15 protein-coding genes are annotated in these 18,060 nt (G+C 44.4%); 4 read left to right on the top strand and 11 right to left on the bottom strand.

Translation table 11 applies throughout. The annotated features are described in order from the left end of the window. Positions 1-19 precede the first annotated feature (19 nt). On the bottom strand, positions 20-4,369 hold the full coding sequence (locus NSQ17_RS09555; protein WP_342468072.1) for a collagen-like protein: 4,350 nt from the start codon (positions 4,367-4,369) through the stop codon (positions 20-22). Positions 4,370-4,544: 175 nt separating this feature from the next. Here NSQ17_RS09555 and NSQ17_RS09550 point away from each other — a divergent pair, with 175 nt between their 5' ends. Further along, complete coding sequence (locus tag NSQ17_RS09550; RefSeq protein ID WP_160757612.1) at positions 4,545-5,564, top strand: LLM class flavin-dependent oxidoreductase; 1,020 nt, start codon at positions 4,545-4,547, stop codon at positions 5,562-5,564. Between the two features lie 38 nt (positions 5,565-5,602). Here the strand turns inward: NSQ17_RS09550 and NSQ17_RS09545 are convergent, their stop codons facing one another. Further along, a complete protein-coding gene (locus NSQ17_RS09545) occupies positions 5,603-6,223 on the bottom strand; it encodes a GPR1/FUN34/YaaH family transporter (protein ID WP_007499188.1) in 621 nt (206 codons plus the stop codon). A gap of 148 nt (positions 6,224-6,371) precedes the next feature. Between NSQ17_RS09545 and NSQ17_RS09540 the strand changes: the two genes are divergently transcribed. Next, positions 6,372-7,193 (top strand): uroporphyrinogen-III synthase, encoded by an 822-nt coding sequence (locus NSQ17_RS09540; protein ID WP_058337187.1) that lies wholly within the window; start codon positions 6,372-6,374, stop codon positions 7,191-7,193. 38 nt (positions 7,194-7,231) lie between these two features. Here the strand turns inward: NSQ17_RS09540 and NSQ17_RS09535 are convergent, their stop codons facing one another. The 3 genes from NSQ17_RS09535 to NSQ17_RS09525 are packed head-to-tail and all read right to left on the bottom strand — an operon-like array spanning position 7,232 to position 9,193. Beyond that, entirely contained in the window at positions 7,232-7,834 is a 603-nt protein-coding gene (locus tag NSQ17_RS09535) for a DedA family protein (protein WP_007499192.1), read from the bottom strand. A 53-nt stretch (positions 7,835-7,887) separates the two neighbouring features. Then, positions 7,888-8,769: a UTP--glucose-1-phosphate uridylyltransferase GalU gene (gene galU, locus NSQ17_RS09530; RefSeq protein WP_039167895.1), complete on the bottom strand. Its 882-nt coding sequence runs from the start codon at positions 8,767-8,769 to the stop codon at positions 7,888-7,890. Positions 8,770-8,773: 4 nt separating this feature from the next. Further along, positions 8,774-9,193: a GtrA family protein gene (locus NSQ17_RS09525; protein ID WP_342462620.1), complete on the bottom strand. Its 420-nt coding sequence runs from the start codon at positions 9,191-9,193 to the stop codon at positions 8,774-8,776. A 155-nt stretch (positions 9,194-9,348) separates the two neighbouring features. Here NSQ17_RS09525 and NSQ17_RS09520 point away from each other — a divergent pair, with 155 nt between their 5' ends. Beyond that, complete coding sequence (locus NSQ17_RS09520) at positions 9,349-9,579, top strand: excisionase family DNA-binding protein (RefSeq protein WP_008346618.1); 231 nt, start codon at positions 9,349-9,351, stop codon at positions 9,577-9,579. A 43-nt stretch (positions 9,580-9,622) separates the two neighbouring features. Here NSQ17_RS09520 and NSQ17_RS09515 read toward each other — a convergent pair whose 3' ends face one another. The 6 genes from NSQ17_RS09515 to NSQ17_RS09490 all read right to left on the bottom strand — a co-directional run bounded on the left by NSQ17_RS09515 (position 9,623) and on the right by NSQ17_RS09490 (position 17,356). Further along, positions 9,623-10,723 carry a Ger(x)C family spore germination protein gene (locus tag NSQ17_RS09515; RefSeq protein ID WP_025207469.1) on the bottom strand — a complete coding sequence of 367 codons (1,101 nt, stop codon included), beginning with the start codon at positions 10,721-10,723 and terminating at the stop codon, positions 9,623-9,625. Beyond that, complete coding sequence (locus NSQ17_RS09510) at positions 10,720-11,820, bottom strand: GerAB/ArcD/ProY family transporter (protein WP_025207468.1); 1,101 nt, start codon at positions 11,818-11,820, stop codon at positions 10,720-10,722. The genes NSQ17_RS09515 and NSQ17_RS09510 overlap by 4 nt, the downstream gene beginning before the upstream one ends. A 12-nt stretch (positions 11,821-11,832) precedes the next feature. Next, on the bottom strand, positions 11,833-13,320 hold the full coding sequence (locus NSQ17_RS09505; protein ID WP_110487512.1) for a spore germination protein: 1,488 nt from the start codon (positions 13,318-13,320) through the stop codon (positions 11,833-11,835). A 78-nt stretch (positions 13,321-13,398) separates the two neighbouring features. Then, on the bottom strand, positions 13,399-14,739 hold the full coding sequence (locus tag NSQ17_RS09500; RefSeq protein ID WP_342468071.1) for a (Fe-S)-binding protein: 1,341 nt from the start codon (positions 14,737-14,739) through the stop codon (positions 13,399-13,401). Further along, positions 14,736-16,145, bottom strand: coding sequence for a glycolate oxidase subunit GlcD (gene glcD, locus NSQ17_RS09495; protein ID WP_342468070.1), 1,410 nt, complete (start codon positions 16,143-16,145; stop codon positions 14,736-14,738). The genes NSQ17_RS09500 and glcD overlap by 4 nt, the downstream gene beginning before the upstream one ends. A gap of 77 nt (positions 16,146-16,222) precedes the next feature. Beyond that, on the bottom strand, positions 16,223-17,356 hold the full coding sequence (locus tag NSQ17_RS09490) for a sugar diacid recognition domain-containing protein (RefSeq protein ID WP_342468069.1): 1,134 nt from the start codon (positions 17,354-17,356) through the stop codon (positions 16,223-16,225). Between the two features lie 125 nt (positions 17,357-17,481). On the opposite strand from NSQ17_RS09490, the gene NSQ17_RS09485 reads away from it, so the two are divergent. Beyond that, positions 17,482-18,036: a branched-chain amino acid aminotransferase gene (locus NSQ17_RS09485; protein ID WP_342468068.1), complete on the top strand. Its 555-nt coding sequence runs from the start codon at positions 17,482-17,484 to the stop codon at positions 18,034-18,036. Positions 18,037-18,060: the final 24 nt, after the last annotated feature.

Here is an 18,060-nt window from a genome sequence, read left to right as displayed (position 1 = left end):
TTTTTTAGCTTAGTTTCGCTTAGCTGAGTCTGATGATGGTAAGTGAGGCACCGGTTGCACCACCACCTATTAGAATGGCTGTTACAACCGCTCCGAAAAATTGTAATGAAATTGTATTTCCTGCTGTTAAATTGACAATAACTGTATTGCTCATAAAAGTTGTAGATACGGCAGACGACTGAATTGAACCTGGAATAGCAGTTGATCCATTCAACCATAGCCTTGTGCTCACTAAAAGTGCAGCAGTGGTATTTACTTGATATGTGATATAGTATTTACCTGTTTGCTGGACTGTGAATGTATCATTTAAACCATTCGGCGTAAATCCATTAATATTTTGATTACTTGGTAAAGCAATGTTCGTACCACCAGCAATAGTAATGATTGTAGGACCTGTTGTATTTCCAGCATAAAGTGCCGTATCAGTTGGACCGCTAGCTCCAGTTGGACCAGTGCTTCCAGTAGCTCCAGTTGGACCAGTGCTTCCAGTAGCTCCAGTTGGACCAGTGCTTCCAGTAGCTCCAGTTGGACCGGTGCTTCCAGTAGCTCCAGTTGGACCGGTGCTTCCGGTAGCTCCAGTTGGACCGGTGCTTCCAGTAGCTCCAGTTGGACCAGTAGGTCCGGTATCTCCAGTAGCACCAGTGGCTCCAGTCGGACCCGTATCTCCAGTTACACCAGTGGCACCGGTTGGACCCGTATCTCCAGTTACACCAGTGGCACCGGTAGGCCCAGTATCTCCGGTTGCACCAGTTACTCCAGTAGCACCAGTAAGTCCAGTATCTCCAGTTACTCCAGTGGCTCCAGTAGGTCCGGTGTCACCAGTCGCACCAGTAGGTCCAGTATCACCAGTTGCACCAGTAGGTCCAGTATCACCAGTTACACCAGTGGCACCGGTTGGACCCGTATCACCAGTTACACCAGTAGCTCCGGTAGGTCCGGTATCTCCAGTTACACCAGTCGCACCAGTAGGTCCAGTATCACCAGTTACACCAGTGGCACCGGTTGGACCCGTATCACCAGTTACACCAGTGGCACCGGTTGGACCCGTATCACCAGTTACACCAGTAGCTCCGGTAGGTCCGGTATCACCAGTTACACCAGTGGCTCCAGTAGGTCCGGTATCACCAGTTACACCAGTGGCACCGGTTGGACCCGTATCACCAGTTACACCAGTAGCTCCGGTAGGTCCGGTATCTCCAGTTACACCAGTCGCACCAGTAGGTCCAGTATCACCAGTTACACCAGTGGCACCGGTTGGACCCGTATCACCAGTTACACCAGTGGCACCGGTTGGACCCGTATCACCAGTTACACCAGTAGCTCCGGTAGGTCCGGTATCACCAGTTACACCAGTGGCTCCAGTAGGTCCGGTATCACCAGTTACACCAGTGGCACCGGTTGGACCCGTATCACCAGTTACACCAGTAGCTCCGGTAGGTCCGGTATCACCAGTTACACCAGTAGGTCCGGTATCACCGGTTGCACCAGTAACTCCAGTTACACCAGTGGCACCGGTTGGACCCGTATCACCAGTTACACCAGTAGCACCGGTAGGTCCCGTATCACCAGTTACACCAGTCGCACCAGTAGGTCCGGTATCACCGGTTGCACCAGTATCACCAGTAGGTCCGGTATCTCCAGTAACTCCAGTTACTCCAGTGGCTCCAGTAGGTCCGGTATCACCAGTCGCACCAGTATCACCAGTAGGTCCGGTATCTCCAGTAACTCCAGTTACACCAGTGGCTCCAGTAGGCCCCATATCACCAGTAACTCCAGTAGCACCGGTAGGTCCGGTATCACCAGTTACACCAGTCGCACCAGTAGGTCCGGTATCACCGGTTGCACCAGTATCACCAGTAGGTCCGGTATCACCAGTAACTCCAGTAGCACCGGTAGGACCAGTAGGCCCGGTATCACCAGTGGCTCCAGTAGCACCGGTAGGTCCGGTATCTCCAGTTGCACCAGTAGCACCGGTAGGTCCGGTATCACCAGTTACACCAGTAGGTCCGGTATCACCGGTTGCACCAGTAACTCCAGTTACACCAGTGGCACCGGTTGGACCCGTATCACCAGTTACACCAGTAGCTCCGGTAGGTCCGGTATCACCAGTAACACCAGTGGCTCCAGTAGGTCCGGTATCTCCAGTTACACCAGTCGCACCAGTAGGTCCAGTATCACCAGTTACACCGGTTGGACCAGTAGGTCCGGTATCACCAGTTACTCCAGTAGCACCAGTAAGTCCAGTATCTCCAGTAACACCAGTGGCTCCAGTAGGTCCGGTATCACCAGTAACACCAGTGGCTCCAGTAGGTCCGGTATCTCCAGTAACTCCAGTCGCACCGGTAGGACCAGTAGGTCCGGTATCACCAGTTGCTCCAGTCGCACCGGTAGGTCCGGTATCACCAGTTACACCAGTCGCACCAGTAGGTCCGGTATCACCAGTTACACCGGTAGAACCCGTATCTCCAGTTGATCCTGCTGCAGCCAGTAATGTGTAGTCTGGGGAAGTATCTGGTGTACCTGTCGGTGGTGCAGTATTTACTACATACGTACTGCCATTAAAGGTCACTACTTGCCCTACCGGGTAAGTAGGACTTACTACCGGATCAAACGCTTCAATTCCTGTTAATCCTGCACCGGTTGGTCCAGTATCACCAGTTACACCAGTAGCACCGGTAGGTCCGGTATCACCAGTTACACCAGTGGCACCGGTTGGACCCGTATCTCCAGTTACACCAGTATCACCGGTTGCACCAGTCGCACCGGTTGGACCCGTATCACCAGTAACTCCAGTTACACCAGTCGCACCGGTAGGTCCGGTATCACCGGTTGCACCAGTCGCACCGGTTGGACCCGTATCACCAGTAACTCCAGTTACACCAGTCGCACCGGTTGGACCCGTATCACCAGTTACACCAGTGGCACCGGTTGGACCCGTATCACCAGTAACTCCAGTTACACCAGTGGCTCCAGTAGGTCCGGTATCTCCAGTTACTCCAGTCGCACCGGTTGGACCAGTAGGCCCGGTATCTCCAGTAACTCCAGTCGCACCGGTTGGACCAGTAGGCCCGGTATCTCCAGTGGCTCCAGTAGCACCAGTAGGTCCGGTATCACCACTTACACCAGTGGCACCAGTCGCACCGGTTGGACCAGTAGCTCCGGTATCACCAGTTACACCAGTCGCACCGGTAGGCCCGGTATCTCCAGTTACACCAGTCGCACCGGTATCACCAGTTACACCAGTCGCACCGGTTGGACCCGTATCACCAGTTACACCAGTAGCTCCAGTAGGTCCGGTATCTCCAGTTACACCAGTAGCTCCGGTAGGTCCAGTATCTCCAGTAACACCAGTGGCTCCAGTAGGCCCCGTATCACCAGTAACTCCAGTTACACCAGTGGCACCGGTTGGACCCGTATCACCAGTTACACCAGTAGCTCCGGTTGCACCAGTGGCTCCAGTAGGCCCCGTATCACCAGTAACTCCAGTTACACCAGTAGCTCCGGTAGGTCCGGTATCTCCAGTTACTCCAGTATCTCCGGTTGCACCAGTGGCTCCAGTAGGCCCCGTATCACCAGTAACTCCAGTTACACCAGTCGCACCGGTTGGACCCGTATCACCAGTTACACCAGTCGCACCGGTATCACCAGTTACACCAGTAGCTCCGGTAGGTCCAGTATCTCCAGTAACACCAGTGGCTCCAGTAGGCCCCGTATCACCAGTAACTCCAGTTACACCAGTCGCACCGGTTGGACCCGTATCACCAGTAGCTCCGGTAGGTCCGGTATCTCCGGTATCACCAGTGGCTCCAGTAGGTCCAGTATCACCAGTTACACCAGTAGCTCCGGTAGGTCCGGTATCACCAGTAACACCAGTGGCTCCAGTAGGCCCCATATCACCAGTAACTCCAGTTACACCAGTCGCACCGGTAGGTCCAGTATCACCAGTTACACCAGTCGCACCGGTTGGACCCGTATCACCAGTTACACCAGTTACACCAGTTACACCAGTCGCACCGGTAGGTCCAGTATCACCAGTTACACCAGTCGCACCGGTAGGTCCGGTATCACCAGTTACACCAGTGGCTCCAGTAGGTCCAGTATCACCAGTTACACCAGTAGCACCGGTAGGTCCAGTTGCACCAGTTGGACCTCTTTTTACAATCTTAGTATTTGTTTTTTTTCGTCCTTTTGCTTTAGCACAAGTGCTGTGATGTTTAACAACTTTTTTCTTTTTACATTCTCGTTTAAGAAGAGGGCAATCATCAAATAAAGGTCTATCGTGACGAGATTTTCTGTAATGAGGTTGCCAATCATGCTTTTTTCCGCAAAAGGGACATTTGTTATCGTACTGATTATACAAATTCCCCATCTCCCAAAAGTTAATATTTTATTCTATGTGGAAATTTAAAAAGCGGAATTCAGCTAAATGATATTTTTTAGTTCGAAGTTCATCGAATCAAATCATTTAAAAGTTAAATCGTTTTATGTTATGGTGTTGAAAGAATGAAACTAGTATGATTTTTGAAAGAAATGGGGCATCATGTATGAGTCAATCAGTTTTACAACGTGCAGCATATTCCGTGTTAAATTTATCCTCTGTAACAGAAGGTGGCACAATCAAAGAGTCATTTGAACATAGTATGGATTTAGCAAAAAAAGCTGAGAAGTGGGGCTACCATAGATATTGGCTTGCGGAGCATCATAATATGGAAGGGGTTGCGAGTTCAGCAACATCCGTCTTGATTGGATATATTGCTGGAGGGACAGAAAAGATCCGGGTTGGTTCTGGGGGGATTATGCTTCCAAACCATTCTTCACTCGTCATTGCAGAACAATTTGGAACACTGGAGACTTTGTATCCAGGGAGAATTGATTTAGGTCTTGGCAGGGCACCCGGAACAGATCAGTTAACGGCAAGGGCACTTAGACGTAATCTTCATAATGGAGAGGATTTCCCTGTGCAGCTTGAAGAACTTCGGCAATATTTCAAACCGACTGGTCAGGTCAAAAAACATGTAAGAGCCGTTCCGGGAGAAGGATTGGATATACCAATTTGGCTTCTTGGTTCAAGTGGTTTTAGTGCAAGGCTTGCAGGAGAACTGGGACTGCCATTTGCCTTTGCGGCACATTTCTCCCCTAAAAATACCATTCCTGCTTTAGAATTATACAGACAGGCATTTCAACCTTCAGATGTGTTAAAAGAACCTTATGCGATGGTTGGTGTGACGGTTTTTGCTGCTGATCAAACAGAGCGGGCTGAATATTTGGCGACGTCTCATTATCAGCGCTTCTTGAGCCTCATTCGCAATACACCAGGAAAACTCAAAGCCCCTGTTGAAAGTATGGATGGGCTATGGAGTCCATATGAGAAGGCGATGGTGGACGAACAATTAAGTTCTACGATGATCGGGGATAAACAAAAGGTGAAAAAAGAGTTAGAAGCCTTTATTGAGGCGACTCAAGCAGATGAAGTCATGATTAATTCTGATATGTTTGACCATCAAGAAAGAATGCGTTCTTATGAAATCATTGCAGAGATATTTCAAGAGGAACAAGAGAAATAAGAATAAAAAAAGAACTGCCAAGAGCAGTTCTTTTTTATTTATGCTTTAGTAAACACGCGAAATGGTTGTCCAACTGGCAGTACTGTACGACCAAAATGTGTATTCAGCACAACAGCTGCAGAACCATAAAATGAAAGAAGAGAAATAATCAATTCTGCAATACCAGCCATCGTATGAGTCACATCGTACATCACACCAAACGAGCTTAGGGACAGGCCAATGAATAAGAAATCAATAAAGACGAAAATCAAAAACAATACTTTATGTGTTTCCATTGCACCGATCGTCATAAATAAGCTGAAAATCAAATAACCAATAAAAGCAAAACCTAGTTGTTTTGGGTCCGCAGCTCCCGCAAGCGTTTTCCCAAAAACGCCCGCTTGAATGAGCCAAGTGGTTCCAACGCCCATCCAAAAAAGACCGAATGCGCCGAAGGCAGTGGCTCCAAAAATATTATGATGCTTTGAATCTTGTATGGACGCAATCAGCTGCGCGATTCCTCCAAGGAAGATAGCCCAAGGTAAAATAAGGGATGTGCCATCTGTGATTCCTAGTTTTTGTGAAGACGCAACAAGCGTCACCATTGCTAAACCAAACAAACCAAGTGGTGTTGGGTCTGCGATTGATAATCGAATTGCTTGAACATTCTGTTTTTCCATAATGACCTCCTACAATTTGCACTTACAAAAGATACTCGAATTCGATAGAAACGTCAAGCTCTTTTTTAGTAGACACTTGCAACGTCTTCCAAATAAATCTATATTTAATACAATACATCATACATGTGATAGAAAAAGAGGGATGAGAATGAGTAAAGGCTTAGCTGGAAAGACCATTGCCATATGCGGAACAAGAAAAACAGAAGAAATGCGTACACTTGTTGAAAAGCAAGGAGGACAAGCTGTTATTCGTTCTCTTCAGGGCACTGTATTTTTAGCCAAAGAGGAATTGAAGCCAGGCATAGAAACCTTTGTAAAGAAGGGAGCTGACTGGGTCATTTTAACAACGGGTATCGGCACAGACACATTAATTGAAAGTGCAGAAGAGCTCCAGCTTGGAGAAGCATTTATGAACATTTTATCAAGTGCCCATATCGCTTCAAGAGGATACAAAACGTTCGCGGCTCTAAAAAAACACGGCATTCAGCCAGATGTTTCTGATGAAGATGGAACCGTTCGTGACCTTATTTCCAAGTTAGAAGACAAGGAACTTCAAGGTAAACGAGTCATGGTACAGCTTCACGGTGAAAATGCACCAGCTCTCATTGATTTTTTACATCACAAGGGAGCAGACGTTTTGCAGCTCATGCCATATCAGCACACACCCCCTGAACCAGAGGCGGCGGACACTTTGCTTCAAGAAATGAAAGAAGGGAAGGTCCATGCCGTTTGTTTTACAACTGCTGTTCAGGTTCATGCCTTTTTCAAACTAGCAGAAGAATGGGACAAAAAAGAAGAACTGCAACATCTATTCGAGCAGCATGTATTAGCTGTAGCTGTTGGAAAAGTCACAGCTGAAGCATTAAAAGAAGAGGGGATAAGCCGCATTCTAGCCCCATCACTTGAAAGAATGGGTGCAATGATTATGGAATTATCTCAATATATGAAAAAACAATCGACGCACGCATAGAAAAACGCCTTTCACATGACGAGTGAAAGGCGTTTTCGTTAGATTGTCCGTTTTCGATTTGTGCGAATTTTTTTCAAAACGAAATACAGTACGATCAGAACGATGGCAATGACCATAATTGGTGTTGTATACGTGTGAGCGACACTTTGAATGTGGTCCCATTTTGTCCCAAGCTGCATTCCAAGATAAATAAATAGGATGGACCAAGGGATGGCGGCTAATCCGGTCAAAAGAACAAATTTGAGAAATGGCATCTTTGCAATACCAGCTGGAATCGAGATCGCGTGGCGCACGACTGGGATAAAACGAGCTGTAAATACGACACCAGTTCCATATCGGTCAAACCAGCGTTCTGCCGTGGCAATATGATGCTCATGGATGAATAAATACTTCCCATACTTTGTTAAAAAAGGTCTTCCGCCATAAAGGCCGATCCAGTAAATAAAGCACTGGGCAAGTGTTCCTCCAATAACCCCAGCGATGACGGCTCCAACAAATCCAATGCTTCCTGTTGACACCATATATCCGCCGTAGGCAAGTACAATTTCACTCGGAATAATTTCAATCATCAGTCCAAGTGCAACACCTGCGTAACCAAGGCTTGTCAGCCAGGTTAAAATTTCATTAAACAAGGTTCCCATTCATTTCACTCTGCCTTTAAATACGAATTTTCTTCAAGCATCCTTATAAGAGCCTATGCTTGTTTTGCTTCTCTCATGAGTATGCTTTGCATATATGCTAGCATGGCTGGCCGCATATCATGACGCATCAATCCAATTTCAGCCGCTGCCTTAAATGAGCCCAGCTTATCACCAACGTCAAATCTCATCCCATCTAATTGTTTTGCATAAATGGGTGATTCATGTGCAATGATTTTCAGGGCATCTGTCAGCTGGATTTCGTTCCCAGCACCTCTCTCGATTCCTTGTAGAATAGGAAAAATCGATGGTGTTAACAGATACCTGCCCATCACGGCTAAATCGGAAGGAGCTTCATGAATAGCTGGCTTTTCCACTAAGTCTGTGACTTCAAACACTTGACCGTCTACTCTAGCTGGTCTTATCATACCATACTTACTGACATCTAGACGATCCACTTGCTGGACGCCAATGACCTCTCTTTGTTTGTCTTCAAAGACTTCCATGAGCTGAGAGAGTGCAGGTCTTTCTGACACCATGACATCATCACCTAAAAGGACCGCAAAAGGATCATTGCCAGTAAAATGACGTGCACATAATACCGCATGTCCAAGACCTAAGGGCTCCTTTTGACGAATATAATGAATATTGGCCATATCCGCAATATGTTTGATTTCAGCCAGCTGTTCTTTTTTTCCTTTTTCAAGCAACGTGTGTTCTAGCTCAATCGAACGGTCAAAGTGATCTTCAATCGATTTTTTATTTCTTCCTGTGATAATCAGTATATCTTCAATGCCTGATTGAACAGCCTCCTCAACTATGTATTGAATGGCGGGTTTGTCGATAATCGGCAGCATTTCCTTTGGCTGTGCTTTCGTTGCGGGTAAAAAACGTGTGCCTAATCCGGCTGCTGGTATAACGGCTTTTTTAATGTTCATTGAATCATCGCTCCATTTCTGATCGTTTGTTTTCTGATGGAAACACCCATAGGCGGCTTCCAGTAAAAGTGATCATCATGCCAAGAAGGGTACCAATCGTTTTACTAATGAACAATGAGAAGCCTGCTTGCTGCATGACATATAAGACAACATAGGTGAGGAGACACGCGACGCCGTTGACTGTGGCCCACTTGATCCATTCCCACCTGTCCGCTTTCTTTTTTACTTGGAACGTCCATTTTCGATTCCAAACATAACTGTTCAGCATTCCTGCTGTATAGGACAGGCACTGTGCAAGAAAAGAGGGAACAAAGCAAGCAGTGAAAAAAAAGAAGAACAGAAAGTCAATCATCGTATTGCTTGCGCCTATAGTTAAAAATGTGGCATAGGTCCGAATATTTTTCTTTGTCATGCGAAGGATCATCACCTCCTAGTGTTTGAGTGGGTGTATGAATACTGTACAAAAGCGAGTTGACGAATCAGTGAAGAAAAGATGAAAAAAACATGAACAAGCGATATCTGTTTTTTCACCAGCTCGTGATATAATTTGTAAGATGAAACGAACGGTGGTGCACATGCATGTATTTAACAATTGGAGAAACAGCTGAATACTTAGAAGTATCAGAAGCATATGTTGAAAAATTAATCCAGCAAAAAAAGATTCGTTACGTATTTGACGGGGAATCGTATCTCATTTATCAAGGGCAGTTTCAAACCCATATGAAACAGCTAGAACAATATAAAGAGCTCATTCAAGACATCTTAAATGAACCAATCCCTGAGGACCCGGACGTAAAAGATGAAGATTAAAAAAGACTGTACGAGAAGGGAGAACCTTTTCATACAGTCTTTTTTATTGGCTGACACCCGTTTGGACAATGTTCATATGACAATTCACTTGGACATCTGCATCAGGGTAGAGTTTTTGCCATTTCTCCGGTGTCATGGCTTTATCTTTAGAGCGATATCTCAAACCAAGTCCAAGTGGATCAATTTTTTGCTTTTTAAAGGATTGAACAAGGTCTTGCCCTTGCTGGGCCACACGCTTCTCCACTTCTTTTTCAACATGCTGCAAAATAGAAGGCGTATCGATTTTTTTTGATTTCATGAATTCTTTTAACTCACCTTTCAGCTTGATATCAATGGTGATATGAGGCTTTTTTGAAAGGTTTTCAGTTGGTTTAATGTGATAAGACACATGTGATTTGATATTTTCAATAACAACATGGGTTTTCTTTCTGTCATTAAATCGAAACTCATAAATCCCATTTTTATGATTTTCAATCATCGCTTTAAACGTAAATGTATCTTCCCCTGGAATATGCCCAACCATTTTTTCTTGATCAAAAAGAGCGACACCTGACACTTTAATAGAGTTGCTTGTATTTTTAATGTAAGGGAGATAGGCATCCACGCCTTTTGCCATCATCTGATTCATAAAAATATGCTGATTGGTCACAGGTTGATTGCCGTTTCGCATGTTTTGAGCCAGTAAATCTGAAAGATATACACCGATATTTAAGTTGGTTTGATTCATTTTTGTATGCAATAAATCTTCAACTTCTCCGTCTACTATGGCAAATACTTGACGAGACCCAATGATCGGATCACGATAGATGTAATTCATCAAATCAATCATACCCACTTCTTTCGCCAGCTTTTCACTTATTAAAATCACGAGTACTTGTCCCATGACAACGGGGAAAGGCGATTTTTCCGAAACAAGAAACTGAATATTACTAATGGTATTTGACTTAGCACTTACAATTTGATAGCTTCCTTGTTCTTCGCTTTTAAAAACAGGGAAAACAAAGAAGCCCTTCATTTCTCCATCTTCCAATAAGTCAAATCCCGCCGCCTGCGAGATACTTAATTCATCTAAGAGACGAGGCTGTGCACAGCTCGTTAAGAAAAGACTCAATAACATGAGACATATCAGAATAGAATGTTTCATGTTCGTTTTTTCACCCACCTTTTTTTCAGCAGCAGCCCAATGATCATACATCCAATCAATCCATAGATGAGGATGTATCCGCTATATTCCACCCATTTATTAAATGTCTCAAATGAGGTAGCTCTGATAAAAAATGAAAACATGACGAGAATGAGAAGGCTGAGAACTATTAACGTGGTGCGCTGGCTCGTGTGAAACACTTGTTTTGCCATTCTGCTGGCTGCCCATAATGGAATAGCGATATTCGGAACGATAAGCAAAAGCCATAGCGACACTTCAATAAATTCAAAGCGCTGGATAAACGGAAGTTTGACAATGCTGGTTAATGTCAATGTCGGCCATTTCGTTAGTTCGAGCTGAGCACTTGAGTAGTACGCTATAGAGACGAGAAATACAAGCAAATTCAGGCATGTCGTTAGCAACACTCCCATATGTGCAAATTTTTGCGACGTTTGTGCTTTTTTAATAAAGGGATAATAGACAAGCAATGTTCCAAAACCAAACATGGATAAAGAGGCATCTTTGACCCCCATCATGAGTTGTGAAAATGAATGATCAAACATTGGGAACATAAACCGGATGTGACTATATTTCATGACATAAAAGCAGATAAAGGTCATCCAGTACGTTAGAACAATGCTAAAGAATGCCCAGCCAGCGATTGTTCTAAATCCGCCTGTGTGAATGTAATAGACGAGGATGAGCAGCACTGATGCAAATAAAAGACCAGGAATTTCTTTAAACAGCCAAACATGGATTACATCCATATAATGAACAAGCACAATCAAAGACAATGAAGAAAAATACAAAATGTAGAGAATGTTGATGAATTGTCCAAGCCATTTACCAAACACAGATTGCGTAATGTCACTAAATTCGTCAGTAGGTGCTTTTTTAAACAAAAAGTAAATGAGGAAAATCATCAAATTGACGCTAGCACCAGCAATTAAAATGGCGATCCACCCATCATTATTAATCGTCCGGACAAGATTCGTCTGGAAATTTAAAATACCAACACCTACTTGATTGGCATTGATCAGAAAAAACACAAAAAAAGGGGATACTTGAAATTTTTCTTTCACAGAAGAAGAGCTCATGCCTTCACTTCCTTATTCATAAAAATCATTTTTCCCCTTACGGCCTTGCTTTGGCTTTTGGCGGTGTATCGTTTCATTTTGCGGCCGTAAATTTTCTGGACGTTTTTTCAAAAAGCGGAGCTGGGGACGAATCAAACTACCCTTTAAATCGGCCAATCGAAGTGGAAAGATTGGCTCTAAGTAAGGCTGGCCTATAGACGTTAATTTCATTAAATGTGTAAGAAGAAAAGCCCCCATCAGCGAAATCCCTAGCGCTCCCCACACTTGTGCAGCAAAAAGGAATGGGAAACGTAAGAGACGAATGGTTGTCCCCATTTTATAAATAGGGGTGACAAAAGAGGCAAGAGCTGATAATGCAACTATAATGAGCAGGATATTACTTGTTAATCCCGCTGCAACCGCAGCCTGTCCGATCACAATACCTCCAACAATCCCGAGCGTCTGTCCGACTTTTGCAGGAAGGCGAGAACCGGCTTCCCTAAGTAGCTCAATCGATATCTCTAAAAATAAAGCTTCAATAATAGGCGGAAAGGGCACGAGATAGCGTGATGCGACTATCGTCTCTAATAAGTCTTTAGGAATCAGTTCATAGTGAAACGTTAAAACAGCTACATACAAAGGGGTTGCAAAAATAGAAAAAATCACAGCAAAAATGCGTAACAGCCGAAAGGAGGATGCTGCGATCCAAGACATGTTATAGTCTTCCATTGTAGAAAAATACTCGAGTAAAATTGTAGGTGCAAGCAGGGTATGAGGCGAACCGTCAACCATAATGGCTATTTTTCCTTCCGTTAAACCTGAGGAAACCCTGTCTGGCCGTTCTGTATTTAAAAACAATGGAAAGATTGTATTGGACACATCATAAAGCATTTGCGCAAGATAATTAGAATCTAGAATTTGGTCATAGTCAACATCTTGAATCCGCTGAAGAACGGTTTCAATGTTCTGCGGGTTGGCGATATCCTCTATGTATACAACGGCTACTTTCGTTTGAGAAAGGGTACCAACTGTGTGTTCAACTACTTTAAGGTCAGGAGTGGGCAGCCTACGTCTCAGCAAGTTTAAGTTTGTATCCAGCCCTTCCACAAAGGCTTCCTGCGCACTGATAATCCCGAATTCAATCTCAGGTTGGCTCACTTGTCTGCCTTTCTTTTCTTCAATCGGCAAAAGGAGGACTTTGCCCCAGTCTGTCTCAATTCGAACAGCAATACTGCCTCGATGAAGAGCTTCTTCCACTTTTTGAAGGTCCCTCGTAATCACAGCTTGTTCGATTGGGATGTGTTCTTTCAGTTCTTCAAGGGTGGGTGTCAGATGCAATTGCTGAATAAAAGGCAAGATTTGTTCATGAAGGAGATTGCCATTAATTAAAGGACGAAAAAAAGAAATTCTATAAAGGAAACCTCCGGAACTTGATAATTCATTGATAAAATCAGAGGAACGCGATAGTGCCTCAAATACTGAATTCGGGTCTTTCTGTTTTGATTTGTTTTTCTTCAGCACTTGAACCATCTCCTTCCGCGATTTTCCTCTATTATCCAACCAATCGTCTGAAGATATGCATAAAAAAAGCGTTCAGCTTCATGAGCTGGACGCTTTTTTTCCATATTGAACGGCTTCTAATAAAAAGTCAGCCAGATGAATCGCTCTCATGCTAGGCATATGTCCTGCCTTTTTGACGCCTGCTGCCATTTGTAATTGACAGCCTGGATTCGACGTCACAATGGCAGCTGCAGCTGTGTTGCTCGCTTCCGTCATTTTATGATCTAAAATTTGCATCGACATGTCTGGCTGCAAGATATTGTAGATTCCTGCAGATCCGCAGCAGCGGCCGGCATCTTTCATTTCTTTAAACGTTACCCCTTGAATGGCTTTCATGAGCACCCTCGGCGCCTGTTGTACATTCATCCCATTTCGTAAATGACAGGAGTCTTGATAGGTGATCACTTGCGCTGGCAAAACCAGTGGCACGCGGCGGTGAAACTCCAGCTCTACAAGGATACTTGATATATCTGTTATTTTCTGTGAGAAAGCTTTACTTCGTTTTTGAAAATCTGGGTCATCCTGAGGCAAATGATCGTAATCACTTAAAAAGGCACCGCAGCCGCCTGCATTCATGATGATCGCATCGGCATCTGTTTCCTCGAATGCTTCAATATTCCGCTTGGCTAACTGTTTTGCTTGGTCTTTTTCTCCGCTATGACCATGTAGCGCGCCGCAGCACGTTTGTATAGGAGGAACGATCACATCGCAGCCTGCCAGCTGCAAGAGATGAATGGTCGCTTTGTTTGTGTTTGAGAAAACTGTATCCATTAAACAGCCAGTAAAAAACGCCACCCGTTTTTTTGCCTGACCAATGGCTTTATATTCATTCAAACGTTTTTTCTTTTGAGGCGGTACATTTGGAAGTGCCTGTTCCATCAACTGTAAATGGGAGGGAAGCACCTTCAGTATGCGCGTCTTCCTGGCGGCTGTTTGCAGTCCAGATGTTTGATAAAATCGAAGAAAACTAGCAGCTTGTCGCATACGACTTTGTGACGGAAAGAGACCTTTAAACACAACACGTCTCATCAATTTGACAGGAAATGATTGTTTTTTATGTTGTTGAATAATGTCTCTGGCATCTTCTAGCAACTGTCCATACTTGACGCCAGAAGGGCAGACTGGTTCACATGCACGGCAGCCAAGACAAAGATTAAGGGAATGTTCAACATCTTCATCTGGCTCAATGACGCCATCTCTTACAGCTTTCATTAACGCAATTCGGCCCCGAGGAGAGTGCGTTTCTTGTTGTCCAGATTCAATATAGGTAGGGCAGGAAGGGAGGCAGAATCCGCAGCGCATGCAATTAAGCAGCTCCTTTTCATCCATTTGCTCCTGAAACTGCTGCTGGATCTCTTTTTGCTTAGAAGAAGAACTCATGAGACCACCACTCGCTTTCTTGAGGCTTTTCCAAACACTTTATCTGGGTTCATGATATTTGCCGGGTCAAGTGCCTGTTTAATCGCCTTCATGGCAGCGATTCCTTCTTTTTTGACCTTCAGCTCCAAATAGGAGGCTTTCATGAGACCCACGCCATGTTCGCCTGTAATGGTGCCGCCAAGTGCAACGGCTTTTTCAAAAATGGCCTGAAAGGCAGCTTCTACACGTTTCATTTCTTCTTCATTTCTTGCATCTGTCGCACAAGTGGGGTGTAAGTTGCCATCACCTGCATGACCAAACGTACAAATGTTCACCTCGTACTTTCGTGCAATGTCTTCGATTGCACGAACCATATTGGCAATTTCAGACCGGGGAACGGTAGCATCTTCTAAAATCGTTGTAGGACTTAATCGAGCGAGGGCAGATAAAGCAGAGCGTCTCGCTGTTAAGAGCGCACTTGCCTCTTCTTCTGAATGTGCAATCTTGACGCTTTTAGCCCCGTGCTGCTCACAGACTTCTGCGATTTTTTGGATATCACGAGAAACAGCTTCAGGGTTGCCGTCCTGTTCAATTAATAACACAGCTTGAACGTCGGTGGGCAGGCCGATGTTTGCAAAATCTTCAACGACTTCAAGGGTCGGCTGATCCATAAATTCTAATGTAGCAGGAATGATACGCTCAGCAATGATGGCCGATACAGAAGTCGCAGCTTCTTCAAGGCTTTCGTATAAACAAAGCATTGTTTGTTTCGTTTCTGGAAGCGGCAGGAGCTTTAGCACCGCTTCTGTGACAATCCCGAGTGTTCCTTCTGAACCAACGAACAATCGAGTCATATCATAGCCAGCGACATCTTTTGCAAGCTTTCCGCCTGTTTTGATGATATCACCATTTGGCAAAACCACTTCAAGCCCAAGGACATAATCCCTTGTTACTCCATACTTTAACCCCCGCAGTCCCCCTGAATTTTCGTTAATATTGCCGCCTAATGTGGAAATTTTCATAGAGCTTGGATCAGGCGGGTAGAAGAGACCTTTTGCCTCTACTTGATGAATCAATTCCTGCGTAATTAAGCCAGGCTGCACCGTTGCGGTTAAATTTTCTTCGTCTATTTCTAATAATTGATTCATTCTAGTAAAGAGAATCACCAATCCGCCCTGAGTAGGGCATGTTCCTGCGCACAGATTCGTCCCTGAGCCTCTTGGGACGATCGGCACCTTGTAAGAGGCGCACAGTTTCACAATTTGCTGCACTTCTTCTGCCGTGCGAGGTGTCACGATGGCATCTGGCATCTGTTGAAAATTTGGTGTCGCATCATAAGAGTAGGCAAGACGATCCGCCTTGCTGTCTTGGACATTGGGCGCACCGACAATCTCTTTTAATTGATTTGAAAATTCTGAATCTAGCATATACAATCACTCCCGCTCATTTAACGTCTCGTTTCTACAAGTATAAAAAAAGAACCGCCACATGACTATAGACGATTCTACAAAATATCAGGCTGTTTTATCGTATTTTTTGTATCATGATCTAAAAGCAGCAAGGCCAAATAAAAAAGCATCGCATCTTGCATGCGCTTTGGATCAAGTGTCGTTAAATCCTGAATCCGTTTTAATCTGTAATGAAGTGTATTAATATGGACATGCATAGTTTCTGCTGTATGTTTCAATGAGTAATCCGAAGCGATGAGAACCCGCAATGTTTTCACTAGTTCAGGATAGGGGAAAAGGGACGCAATCGTTCGATCAAGAAACGCATCTTTTGTTTCCTGACTGATTTCCTCCATAAAAAGTTCAAGCGTCAAATCTTCATCAAACACAATGGGTGTTTCAGCATGCGCCAATTTTAAAGCGCGAAAAGCTTGATGAAAGGACTGCTTCATGACATGAGAAGCTGCTGGTTTTCCTGCCCCCATTAAAATCCTCGATGGTGACAGCGCTGTGAGCGCAGCATGAATATGGAACAAGCGCTTGTGCCATGTTTCTCGACCATCTGGTGTGGCTTGTAGCATGAGCAAAAAACGTGCATGCCCCCAGCGCACAATGATCTCCTGATTGGTGAGGTGCAATTTGTCCTTCATCAGTTTGTATTGATCCTGCTTCATAAACGATTCGTCTTGACAATCAATGAGAATAGCGACACGCTGCTTGTTGACATCAAAGCCAAGCCGCTGCGCCTTCTCGGTCATACCAACAGCTGTCTCTGGCAGATGAAGCCAATCGAATACAAAGGCTTCAAGCTGCCGTTCATCTGTTTCCGTTTCTTGAAAGAATTCATGCTCTTGAATGAGCAGCTCCGTCATTTTACGTAAAATGTCGCCAAAAGGGGAGACATGCCTAGGATCACCTGTCATTCCAATGACCCCAATGACTTCTTGTTTGAAATAAATAGGCAGATTGATACCGGCTTTGACGCCTTTCATCTGCAGCACATCATCCTTTGTGAGAATTCGTTTCTGCCCTTCTAAGGATGTGACATATGCTCCTTCATGAAATTGTCCAATGCGTGCTGGATCTGTTGCAGCAATAATGGTACCGTTTGTTTGTGTGATGATGATTTCTTCCGTCAGTACCTTTTTGACCTCATCTACGATTTTTTCTGCCAGTGTCATTGTGAGCAAAACGGTCCCCTCCGAGATGTTTCTTTTTCCACTATCATACCATCATATGCTCAGGCATATCTTTCTTTTCATGTGTTATGCTAAAATAAAAAACGCATATGAAGTAGATGAAAGGAGATACAGTCATGTCACTGCAAAATCGCTTACAAGATTTATTGAAAGAAGGGCAGGCGCTCACCGACTTTGAATATAACAAAGCCGCAAGTCAAAATTGGCCGCTAGAAGGGGCAAAAATGACAGAAGAAGCACGCTTTGCAGATGTTTATATAGAACGAGTGGACAAGGAATCGGAGGAAATGATTCAAACAGAAAATGCTTCCTTTTTAAATACACCTCTTACATACTTAAAAAAACAACAAAAAGAATTCATTTATATCGAGTCGAAGTGGTTTGATGTGGTGAGAGCCGACGGACTTGCCATAGAATGGGATGAAGTATTTCAGACGTATACCGTGTTATTCGGATTGAAGCGTCCTAAAAAAGATACTGGATTACTAAAAGAGATGCTCTCAACATTAAATGGTGCTCAGCTTCAATTTAATGGACAAGACGGATTATTTGATATCAACATTCCGCTTCTTGAACTAGAAGACATCAAAGAAGATACGCCTTTAATTGGTGTGATCTCAGCAGTGTACCGCTATTTATTCAACTTGCTCATGCAGCTTGAAAATGAATGAATCAAAAAACGGCTCACATTCCTG

The sequence above is a fragment of the Bacillus sp. FSL W8-0629 genome (assembly GCF_038593225.1).
GTDB lineage: Bacteria > Bacillota > Bacilli > Bacillales > Bacillaceae > Bacillus > Bacillus altitudinis.
Note: the sequence above shows the minus strand (reverse complement) of the source record. Positions and strands in the feature narration are given on the sequence as shown.

What these genes read in the sequence shown, in the direction of transcription:
- NSQ17_RS09555 (WP_342468072.1), bottom strand. Translation starts at nt 4,369, where the DNA reads ATGGGGAATTTGTATAATCAGTACGATAACAAATGTCCCTTTTGCGGA.
- NSQ17_RS09510 (WP_025207468.1), bottom strand. Translation starts at nt 11,820, where the DNA reads ATGAGCTCTTCTTCTGTGAAAGAAAAATTTCAAGTATCCCCTTTTTTT.
- NSQ17_RS09550 (WP_160757612.1), top strand. Translation starts at nt 4,545, where the DNA reads ATGAGTCAATCAGTTTTACAACGTGCAGCATATTCCGTGTTAAATTTA.
- NSQ17_RS09515 (WP_025207469.1), bottom strand. Translation starts at nt 10,723, where the DNA reads ATGAAACATTCTATTCTGATATGTCTCATGTTATTGAGTCTTTTCTTA.
- NSQ17_RS09540 (WP_058337187.1), top strand. Translation starts at nt 6,372, where the DNA reads ATGAGTAAAGGCTTAGCTGGAAAGACCATTGCCATATGCGGAACAAGA.
- glcD (WP_342468070.1), bottom strand. Translation starts at nt 16,145, where the DNA reads ATGCTAGATTCAGAATTTTCAAATCAATTAAAAGAGATTGTCGGTGCG.
- NSQ17_RS09545 (WP_007499188.1), bottom strand. Translation starts at nt 6,223, where the DNA reads ATGGAAAAACAGAATGTTCAAGCAATTCGATTATCAATCGCAGACCCA.
- NSQ17_RS09535 (WP_007499192.1), bottom strand. Translation starts at nt 7,834, where the DNA reads ATGGGAACCTTGTTTAATGAAATTTTAACCTGGCTGACAAGCCTTGGT.
- NSQ17_RS09500 (WP_342468071.1), bottom strand. Translation starts at nt 14,739, where the DNA reads ATGAGTTCTTCTTCTAAGCAAAAAGAGATCCAGCAGCAGTTTCAGGAG.
- NSQ17_RS09525 (WP_342462620.1), bottom strand. Translation starts at nt 9,193, where the DNA reads ATGATCCTTCGCATGACAAAGAAAAATATTCGGACCTATGCCACATTT.
- NSQ17_RS09520 (WP_008346618.1), top strand. Translation starts at nt 9,349, where the DNA reads ATGTATTTAACAATTGGAGAAACAGCTGAATACTTAGAAGTATCAGAA.
- galU (WP_039167895.1), bottom strand. Translation starts at nt 8,769, where the DNA reads ATGAACATTAAAAAAGCCGTTATACCAGCAGCCGGATTAGGCACACGT.
- NSQ17_RS09485 (WP_342468068.1), top strand. Translation starts at nt 17,482, where the DNA reads ATGTCACTGCAAAATCGCTTACAAGATTTATTGAAAGAAGGGCAGGCG.